3 protein-coding genes and 2 pseudogenes are annotated in these 9,687 nt (G+C 57.0%); 3 read left to right on the top strand and 2 right to left on the bottom strand.

Translation table 11 applies throughout. The annotated features are described in order from the left end of the window. Positions 1–198 precede the first annotated feature (198 nt). Positions 199–1,509 (bottom strand): LLM class flavin-dependent oxidoreductase, encoded by a 1,311-nt coding sequence (locus tag AC5ZG5_RS44965; RefSeq protein ID WP_456647026.1) that lies wholly within the window; start codon positions 1,507–1,509, stop codon positions 199–201. 1,090 nt (positions 1,510–2,599) lie between these two features. On the opposite strand from AC5ZG5_RS44965, the pseudogene AC5ZG5_RS44960 reads away from it, so the two are divergent. The 3 genes and pseudogenes from AC5ZG5_RS44960 to AC5ZG5_RS44950 all read left to right on the top strand — a co-directional run bounded on the left by AC5ZG5_RS44960 (position 2,600) and on the right by AC5ZG5_RS44950 (position 8,633). Continuing rightward, positions 2,600–4,030, top strand: a pseudogene (locus AC5ZG5_RS44960) (aldehyde dehydrogenase family protein). 537 nt (positions 4,031–4,567) lie between these two features. Beyond that, entirely contained in the window at positions 4,568–6,016 is a 1,449-nt protein-coding gene (locus tag AC5ZG5_RS44955) for an aspartate ammonia-lyase (protein WP_456647027.1), read from the top strand. A 934-nt stretch (positions 6,017–6,950) separates the two neighbouring features. Next, positions 6,951–8,633 carry an MFS transporter gene (locus AC5ZG5_RS44950; RefSeq protein ID WP_456647028.1) on the top strand — a complete coding sequence of 561 codons (1,683 nt, stop codon included), beginning with the start codon at positions 6,951–6,953 and terminating at the stop codon, positions 8,631–8,633. 699 nt (positions 8,634–9,332) lie between these two features. On the opposite strand, the pseudogene AC5ZG5_RS44945 reads toward AC5ZG5_RS44950, so the two are convergent. Further along, positions 9,333–9,599 (bottom strand): annotated as a pseudogene (locus tag AC5ZG5_RS44945) (transposase domain-containing protein); the annotation flags it as partial. Positions 9,600–9,687: the final 88 nt, after the last annotated feature.

Below are 9,687 nucleotides of genomic sequence, written 5' to 3'. Positions count from 1 at the left end.
CGCGTCGCAGCTTAACCTTGGCAGAGGGCTTCACTTATCGACGCGGAAAATCTGTTCAGACAACCGGAGCCAGCTCTGCCATCGTTCATAATATCTATGCGGCAGATAGACCTTCACAGAGATCTCGGCCGGCGCCGCACTGCCGAAGGCAGCACGCGCCGTACAAGCTCTCGCCCTTAGTCACTCCGCGGTCGACAACTAGCGGCGCACGAACATGTTTTCGGGTCGATGTAGCCCAAGGTGCTCGCGTAGAGTGCTTCCCTCGTATTCCTTGCGAGAGAGGCCTCGCTCCTGAAGGATCGGCACGACCTTCTCCACAAAGTTTCGCAACTGGCCGGGGAGGAACTCGCCGACCATGAAACCATCACAGGCGCCGTTTTCAAACCACTTTTGCAACTCGTCAGCGATCCTTTCGGGCGTACCTACCCACCCAGTCTTGGGATACCCGAAACGCTCCACAAACTGCCTTACGGTCAGCTTCTCTTCCTCTGCAATCTTGATCATGCGCCCTACGTCACCCTGGTAACCCTCAGTTTTCCCGGCAAGATCAGCAGGGAACGGCTCGTCGAGACCATGACGGCTCAGGTCATAGTGAAGAAAATAGCGACGAAGAAACCTGAAGGCACCTTCGTGCCCAATCAGACGCCGTGTTTCCAGATCGATCGCCTCAGCTTCTTCCATGGTGTCCGCAATTACGGGCCGAATGCCAGCCATGATTAGGACCTGGGATGGGTCACGCCCTGCCAACTTTGCTGCTGACTTGATGTCGCGGGTGAGGGCTTGGTTCTGGGCAATATCGCCTATCGTGAATACGCCGTTGACACAACGGCCCGAGAACGACTTTCCGCTCTCAGATGACGTCGCAGTGAAAACCACAGGTCTGCCCTGTACCGACCTGCGCGCATTGATGGGCCCCTTCACGTTAAAAAACTGCCCATGATGGTTAAGGGTGTGCAGCTTGGTGGGGTCCAGGAAGATGTTCTTTTCTTTGTCTTGAACCAGCGCATCGTCTTCGAAGCTGTCCCACAGTCCTTCAACGACCTGTAGGAATTCTTCGGCCATCCGATAGCGCTCTTCGTGTGAGACGAGCTTGGCAGGTCCGAAATTTTCCGCCTCTCCTTGCGGATCACCTGTGACCAGATTCCAGCCAGCCCGACCATCGCTGATGTGATCGATCGAAAGTATCTGACGGGCAACGTTGAAAGGCTCCGAGTAAGTCGTCGAGACCGTTGCTACAAGACCAATTCGCGATGTGACGGCAGCGAGAGCCGCCATGCCGGTGACGGCCTCAAAGCGGTTCACGTAGGAATGTGACACCTGTGGCGTTACGTAAAGGGTGTCGGGAAGGAAGGCGACATCGAACTTGCCTTGCTCTGCCAGGAGAGTCAGCTCCTTATGGCGACCGAAATGCGTACCTGCGTTACGTGGCATTGCAGGATGCCGCCACTCGGCGTTGCTTCGTCCGGAGCCCTCGAGGAGCAGGCCTAGTTTCATCTGCTTTTTAGACATTCTAAGACCTCATCTGAAAATACGTGCCTGCTCACGCGCCAACCTGGAACAGCCGGAGAATGCAAATGTACGGCGCGCGCGCGTATAAAATCGGCAAAAATCGACCTCGGATCGATGAAATTCTGCAAACCGAAACGATCGGTAGGTTTAAGCAGCTGCCGTCTTCGAAATCGCGCTCGGCTCGCCGCGACTCCCATACTGACCATGACCGACCAGTTCAGTCTCTGAGGCGGGAAGACGCTTACCAACGTTGTCGAAGCAATTCGCCTTAAACTCGTCGGTGCGGTTATATCCGCCACCGCGGTTGCACGATAATCGTGAGACGAGTGTTGCAGGCCGCGATCGGAATGATCGGTCGATCCGAGGGGGCGCCTGTTACTGCTAATAGCGATCGATGGCGGGGTGCCCTGCATGTGGTCCCGGATCCTTCAGCCGATTTGTGGTTGAAGGGATCCATGATGGCGACGAACCGCGCCGGATAGAGATGATGGCAGTCGCCCTGCCAACCGGAGCGACCGAGCATCTCGATTGCTTGGTGCCAACGCGTACGGACGGCGGAAAACCTCTAGCAGCAACTTCGGGCGAGTAACCGGATTCGCATATGACGGACCGCGAACCTCAAGAAGGGCTTTTGTCCGCACTAGAACTTAGAGGAACTCTTTGCGTCGATACGGAAAAGTATCGCTTTGGGTTACTGCATGAAAACACAAATTCTCGGGATTTTTGTGCGGAATCGGCGGAAGTTTGCCGAATTATTTCGTTGTCGAAAGGTAATCTTCACGGATGGGTTGGCGGGAACGGTGCAATGAGCCCGTAAGTCCACCGGTGCAGCGGCAACACTTTGCGCTGTCGGCGTCTGTCATCGCGATGGAGATCGATGGTTCGGAGGGGGCGGTGCAGCGAAGGTCCGCGAGTCGACCTGTGTAGCCTATGCGGTTTGGCTCCACAGGAGGCAAGTTGCGGGATATGCGGGAAACCTCCGCAGGCTAAGCCTCCGATCGAGAGACGATCATCTCTGTTGGCGGCTTTGGGCCGAGGCGCTACTCCGCTCTCGGTTTATGAAATCTTGCGGCATATTGGGACGTAGGCAATGTTGAACAAGAATCTGGTTGGTGGCGAGTGGATCGCGGGGCGGGCCACGAGCCTCAACTCGAGCCCAAGCGATATCGGCGATATCGTTGGCGAGTACGCGTCAGCCGATCGGAACGATGTCGAGAATGCCGCCAATGCTGCGGCCGCGGCGTTCCCGACTTGGTCGCGCGCGACGCCCGAGTTCAGATCAGACGTCCTTGACCGTGTTGGCAACGAGATTATCGCACGAAAAGACGAGATCGGACGCATTCTGGCTCGCGAAGAAGGGAAAACCCTCCCTGAAGCAATTGGTGAGGCAGTACGAGCAGGCCGTGTCTTCTATTTCGCAGGCGAGGCTCTCAGATTGGAAGGCGAACGGCTGGATTCTGTCCGCGCCGGTATCGAAGTTGAGACCATCCGAGAGCCGGAGGGCGTGATTGGTATAATCACTCCGTGGAACTTTCCAATCGCCATCCCTGCTTGGAAGATCGCCCCTGCGCTGGCTTACGGCAACACGGTCGTCTTCAAACCGGCCGACCTAGTGCCAGGTTGCGCTTGGATCCTCGCCGATATCCTCCAGCGCGCTGGAGCACCCGCTGGGGTTTTCAACCTGGTCATGGGTCCTGGATCAGTTGTTGGCAACGCAATTGTCAGCTCGGATCATATTCGAGCCGTAAGCCTTACCGGGTCTGTGCCGACTGGCCGACGCATCAGCATCGGTTGCGTTGAGTGCGGCAAGAAAGTACAGCTTGAGCTCGGTGGTAAGAACCCGCTGATCGTCGCTGCAGATGCCGACCTGAATGTTGCTGTCAGCGTCGCGGTGAACGGTTCCTTTTTCTCGACTGGCCAACGCTGCACAGCATCCAGTCGCTCGATTGTCGAAGATGCCGTTCACGACGAATTCGTGAGACGCATGGTCGCCGCCATGTCGCAGCTCAAAGTTGGCAATGCGCTGGCGACCGGCATCGACATCGGTCCGGTGGCGAGTTCGTCGCAGCTCGAACAGGATCTCCACTTTATCGACATCGGTCGCAAGGAAGGTGCGAGACTGGTGTTCGGCGGGCAGCTTCTGAAGCTCGACACAAACGGCTAGTTCCTGCAACCGGCGTTGTTCGTCGATACCAACAACAAAATGCGTATCAATCGTGAGGAAATCTTCGGGCCAGTGGCTTCAGTCATTCGGGTCAAGGACTACGAAGAGGCCGTTGCTGTCGCCGACGAAACAGAATTCGGTCTGGCGTCAGGCATCTGCACCAGTTCGTTGAAGTTGGCATCAGACTTCAAGCGGCCTTCAGAGGCAGGTATGGTGATGGTCAATCTACCGACCGCGGGGGTCGATTACCATGCGCCCTTCGGCGGGCGGAAAGCGTCTTCCTACGGCTCGCGTGAGCAGGGCAAGCACGCGCGTGAGTTCTACACGTCTATCAAAACGGTTTACGCTCATTCATGAAAAGGAGATTCTGGGCCGAATGCCGAACACGATGTTGCGCATGTCCTCCGACACCTTACGCATCACACCCAGCGCACCCACTCTAGTTCGCACGGCCTATTTCAAGTTGGACGGCCAGTCTCTTGTAGACCGTCCCTCCGACGCTCTCTCCATCGACTCCTGTCGTGGCCTGGTCGCGCTAGCCGCCGGCCCTCTCCGAATCACCTTCTCGATCCAATAGAGATGCCGAACGATCACAGATTCGAAATGGTATCTCACCGCTTACATCGGCGTCTTCGCGCACTTTTTCATCGCGCACTAAGATAGAACGCGAAAATCCCACAGCACACCTGGCTACTCTGCAGTTCTATTGTGCTTGCCATGAAAGAGTGCGGTGACCCTTGGGAATGCGACCGGTTAGATCGTAAATTGCCATAGAGCGTCAGACCTACTTCGTCTGTCCGCGCGTCCCAGCATTCGATCAAGTCCGTGAGCCTTAGAGATACAGCCGGCCTTGAATGAGCACAGCACTAGTTTTCACGCAAACAGAGAGCAAGAATGAGCGACACCCGCACCGAGATTGACAGTCTGGGAGAAGTCGAAGTTCCTATGGAGGCCTACTATGGCGCTCAGACAATAAGGGCGATCGAGAATTTTCCGATCTCAGGAACTCCAATCAGCCATTTTCCGCAACTTGTTCGCGCACTGGCTACAGTTAAGAAGGCAGCCGTCCTCGCAAACGTTAGGCTCGGTGACATCTCAACCGACAAAGCTGACGCAATTGCTGCCGCCTCCGACGAGATTGCCGCTGGCGCTCTTATGGATCAATTTCCTATCGATGTTTTTCAAGGTGGCGCCGGAACGTCCACCAATATGAACCTCAACGAGGTGATAGCGAACAGAGCACTTGAGCACTTGGGCTTCGCGCGCGGCCGCTATGACATCATACACCCAAATGACCACGTCAATCTTTCTCAGTCCACAAATGACGTCTACCCATCAGCAATCCGACTGGCCATTCTATTGGCGCACCGCTCGTTAGACCAAGAGCTCCGTCTACTTGCTGATGACCTTGAGAGAAAGGGTGCAGAGTTCTCGAACGTGGTGAAGTTAGGGCGCACACAGTTACAGGACGCTGTTCCGATGACTCTCGGCCAAGAATTTACAGCTTTCGCGGTGACCGTGCGGGAGGATGTAGTTCGGCTGGAAGAGCTCGTCGCTCTTTTCAGGGAAGTGAATCTCGGCGGCACCGCCATTGGTACTGGGATCAATACCAAGCCTGATTACGCCCGTATCGCCGTGGAGGAACTATCTAAGCTCACCCAAATTCGTTTTGTCGTCGCCAACAATCTGATCGAGGCATGCTGGGACACCGGATCGTTTGTTCTATTTTCTGGAATGCTCAAGCGGACAGCAACAAAGCTCTCCAAGATATCCAATGACCTGAGACTTCTTTCGAGCGGACCTCGGGGCGGGTTCGCCGAAATAAATCTGCCGGCCCTCCAGCCAGGCTCTTCGATAATGCCCGGCAAAGTTAACCCGGTTATCCCGGAAGTAGTCAATCAAATCGCGTTTCAGGTCATCGGAGCAGACCTGACGATTACGTTGGCCGCCGAAGCCGGCCAACTGCAGCTTAACGTCATGGAGCCAGTGATTGCTTACAACATGCTGAACTCTATTTCCCTTCTGACCAACGCCGCTCGGACGCTTCGCCAAAAGTGCATTGTCGGCGTCACGGCGAATGTGGAACGGTGTCGCGAACACCTGGCGGCCAGCACGGCTGTCGTGACAGCTCTGACACCCCTGATCGGCTATGAGCGCGCGTCCGACGTTGCGAAAGCTGTGCTCAAAAGCGGTCAGAAGGTCTGGGAGGTTATCCAATCGGAGCTGCAACTCGCACCCGAGTTGCTCAATAACCTGCGCGATCCATCCGTTCTGACACGGCCAATAAAAGTGCACACACTTGAGCTTTCAGGAACATCATCGGAAGTTCAACTGATAAAATGATTTCTATCCGTGCGCTCTTGTCCACTGTATTAGCTCGCTCAGGCTCGTAACCAGCATTACAGATAGTCTAGCAGGTTTAACGCTGGATGACGGCGCTGGGCATCCCTGCACCTCATTCCGAAATGCCCTGAAGAGCCGGCGCCGAGACCATGAATCTCAGGGGCGGATTATCATGCGAATTGGCGATTGCCGATTACGGGGAAGGCCTCTGCTTGTGAGTGCGGCATCCTGAGGTTTTTGCGCTCGGAAGTCCGTAAGAGAAAGCCGGCGAAAAACAACGTCGGGCCAATTCGCCGACAAACCGCCTTTACCGATCTGATTGGACGCGTACGCTGGGTGAGGCCGATCGAATCAGACATCCTGCCTTCCCCGGCGCTGCTCTGGGCGAGCATCGATGAGACTACTCATATACGGCTCGCTCTACGCTGTTTCCCGGCGCCTATCTCGGATAGAACGCAATAATTCTGCACCTCGACTCTCCTATTCTACTGCTCATAAAGTGCGCAAACTATAAAGAGTGTTAGGGTTGGCGCTCCGATATCGCGTCGCGCTCATTCGAGCGAGCTTCGCCGATGGTCACCGCTAGAAAGAGGCTTTCTCTAAGCTGTTGCCCCCTGCACTACCCTAGCGCTAGAAAGAAAAATGCAGCGTCCGAGCTGGTGTCCATGCGCATCATGGCTGACGCAAATATAAAGGGTGAGTTCCCGAGAGCGATGCAGGTAGAAATTTCGACCATGGCGTTGCCCATCCAGGCAAGCCAGCCCCCCGTCAACGTAGTGGGGACCAGCGGTGTCCTACAGCATCTCGCATGGATGAGTGCCGCAGCCCGAATGCTTTCGAGGCCGCGAATATCTCGAAGCAAGAACGACGGTCGCAGCAGCTCAAGCGCTTTTCGCGGTCCTGGAACAGCTCCTGCAGCTTGCCTGGATCTCATATGACTAATGCCCCTAAAGTCCAGACGTCCGGTCTCGAAGGTGTCATGTCGCCACTGCGATTTGCGGCGTTCCGGCGGATCTGGCTTGCAAGCCTGCTCTCCAACCTCGGGATTCTGGTTCAGAGCGTCGGCGCAGCTTGGGCGATGACCCAGATGACACCATCCGCTGACAAGATCGCACAAGTGCAAACTGCATTGACACTGCCAATGATGCTGATCTCAGTGCCAGCTGGGGCCATCGCAGACATGTATGAGCATCGAATCGTAGTGCTGGCATCACTCTGGATTGCTCTGATCGGCGCCACAGCTCTTACGGCTCTTGACGCCCTTCGGCTTACCACGCCGGATCTGTTGCTTGCACTGTGTTTTATGATCGGCGGCGGCCTTGCGCTGATGTGGCCGGCGTGGCAATCGTCCGTTTCCCAACAGGTGCCCGCCGAGACACTTCCAGCGGCGGTCGCCCTCAGCAGCATCAGTTACAACATCGCGCGCAGCTTTGGGCCTGCGATAGGCGGTGTTGTGGTTGCAATTGCTGGTGCGGTTTCCGCTTTTGGGCTGAGCGCGTTGCTCTATCTGCCGCTGATTGTGGTGCTGCTTCTCTGGAGGCCTGTAACACCGCCATCGCGGCTGCCGCGGGAACAGCTAAGTCGCGCCATTCTTTCGGGCGTGCGCTACATCAGCAACTCGCCATCCATCAAGATTGTGCTGACCCGCGCCACCGTAACCGGCGTGATCGGCGGCTCGATTTCGGCGCTCATGCCGCTGGTGGCCCGGGATCTCCTGCACGGCAGCGCGCAGACTTACGGTCTCATGCTTGGCGCGTTTGGTTTCGGCGCTATTATCGGAGGATTTTGTTTCGACGAGCTGCGCAAGCGCATGGATGGCGAAGCCGCGCTGCGCGCCTGCACGATCGCGTTGGCAGGAGCGATCGTATCCATAGCGTTGAGCCATGAGCCAGCTTTGACCGCAGCGGCGATGGTTCTGGCGGGAGCGGCATGGATCATGGCAGGCACATTGTTCAATATCGGTGTGCAGCTCTCCACACCGCGCTGGGTCGCAGGACGTTCGCTTGCGGCTTATCAAGCTGGTTTTTCCGGAGGCATTGCTATCGGCAGTTGGGGCTGGGGGCGGCTCACCGATGCCGAAGGCGTGCAGGTAGCACTACTCGTTTCTGCCGGCATGATGCTGCTCTCCGCGCTGCTGGGGCTATGGCTCCGCATGCCCCGCATCAACGCCCGCGAGGAGCACGGCGAGCTGCTGGCCGATCCCAAGGTACGGCTCCCGCTCACGTACCGAAGCGGGCCTATTGTAGTGGAGATCGAATATCGCATCGCGCAAGAGAATGCGCGAGCCTTTCACAATATCATGCAGGACGTGCAATTGTCGCGCCAGCGCAACGGCGCCTATGGCTGGTCTATCGCACGCGACATGGCTGATCCAGAACTCTGGACCGAGCGCTTTCACTGCCCGACGTGGGTCGATTATTTGCGCCAGCGCAACCGCTGGACGCAATCGGATCGCGCGCTGGATCGGCAGGCGATCGCTTTTCATATCGGCCCTGAGCCTTTGCGCGTCCGACGCATGCTAGAGCGCCCGTTCGGATCAGTCCGCTGGAAGGAAGATGTGCCCGATCATCCGGCACACGAACTCCTGCCACGATCCGGCGGGATACAACATCATTAACGACAAGAGCTCTGACCTCTCCGAGTGAAGCGCAAAACACCCGTTCGAGCTTCTCCGTGACCACGGCAGAGTACGCCAGGTCGGCGGCCGCTAAGGTCAACGGCGCGGAAGAGCTCCGGCCAGAAAGCTTTCGTATAATCAAAAAGCAGTGATTCGCCCGTCACGAACTCACCAAGGCGGATGGCCGGTATTGGCAACCATGCCGAATTCCCCAGTCCGAAAGCCCAGTAAGCGTCGATGCCCGTATCTGCGAGGCATCTTTTCGCATCGAGGGGCGTTCAAAATGTGCCGTGTTTTGCGAAAGCTGTCGGACTTGATCGCGGTCTCCCAGATGCGCCGGAGATCTCCAACGTAAGTTCGACTGTTTTCCGTTCCACCCCGGCATTTAGTGACTGTGCGATGATTGGCAGTCCGGCTGATGGGTCTGGTCCATCCCGCCGCAGATTTGCTTCGCGCTTGCTAAGGCCACCGGCTCTCGATGAGACGCTTGCCCTTCACTAGTCCTTCGCCATCATCAAGCTTAGGTACTTTCACCTCCAAGCTGGCGCTCATACTCGGGCGCGCAAAAGAGAGGCCCCTCGGAAGGAGGGCCCCCAAGTCTGTGAGGATACACCCCACGAGGGAACCTATGGGATCAGGCCGTGGCCTGTTCGATTGGTGAGAATGGAAAGCCAAGGGTAAGCGCCAAGCTGAGGCCGTTCAGGCTTTGAAGTTCCAGGGCATGAGAGCATCGATCTGAGAGATCGGCCAACCCCGCGCGATCCGTTCGAGAGTTTGGGTGAGCCAGACATGCGGATCGACGTCATTCATCTTCGCGGTCTGCAGCAGCGTGGCGATGGTCGCCCAGGTCCGGCCGCCACCATGGCTGCCCGCGAAGAGCGCATTTTTTCTTGTGATGGTTTGCGGCCTGATCGCCCGCTCGACGGTGTTGGAGTCGATCTCGATGCGGCCATCGCTCAGGAAGCGCCCCGATGGTCGGTCAAAATCCCCCGGGTGAGGTCACCTCAAACTCCCCCACCTGATTCCGCCTGGCTGGGCGGCTGATCGGCCGCAA

The organism is Bradyrhizobium sp. Ses1, assembly GCF_059512365.1.
This window is presented reverse-complemented; position numbering and strand designations above follow the sequence as displayed.

Excerpts from the sequence above, each read along its gene's own strand:
- AC5ZG5_RS44965 (WP_456647026.1), bottom strand. The coding sequence starts at position 1,509 with ATGTCTAAAAAGCAGATGAAACTAGGCCTGCTCCTCGAGGGCTCCGGA.
- AC5ZG5_RS44955 (WP_456647027.1), top strand. The coding sequence starts at position 4,568 with ATGAGCGACACCCGCACCGAGATTGACAGTCTGGGAGAAGTCGAAGTT.
- AC5ZG5_RS44950 (WP_456647028.1), top strand. The coding sequence starts at position 6,951 with ATGACTAATGCCCCTAAAGTCCAGACGTCCGGTCTCGAAGGTGTCATG.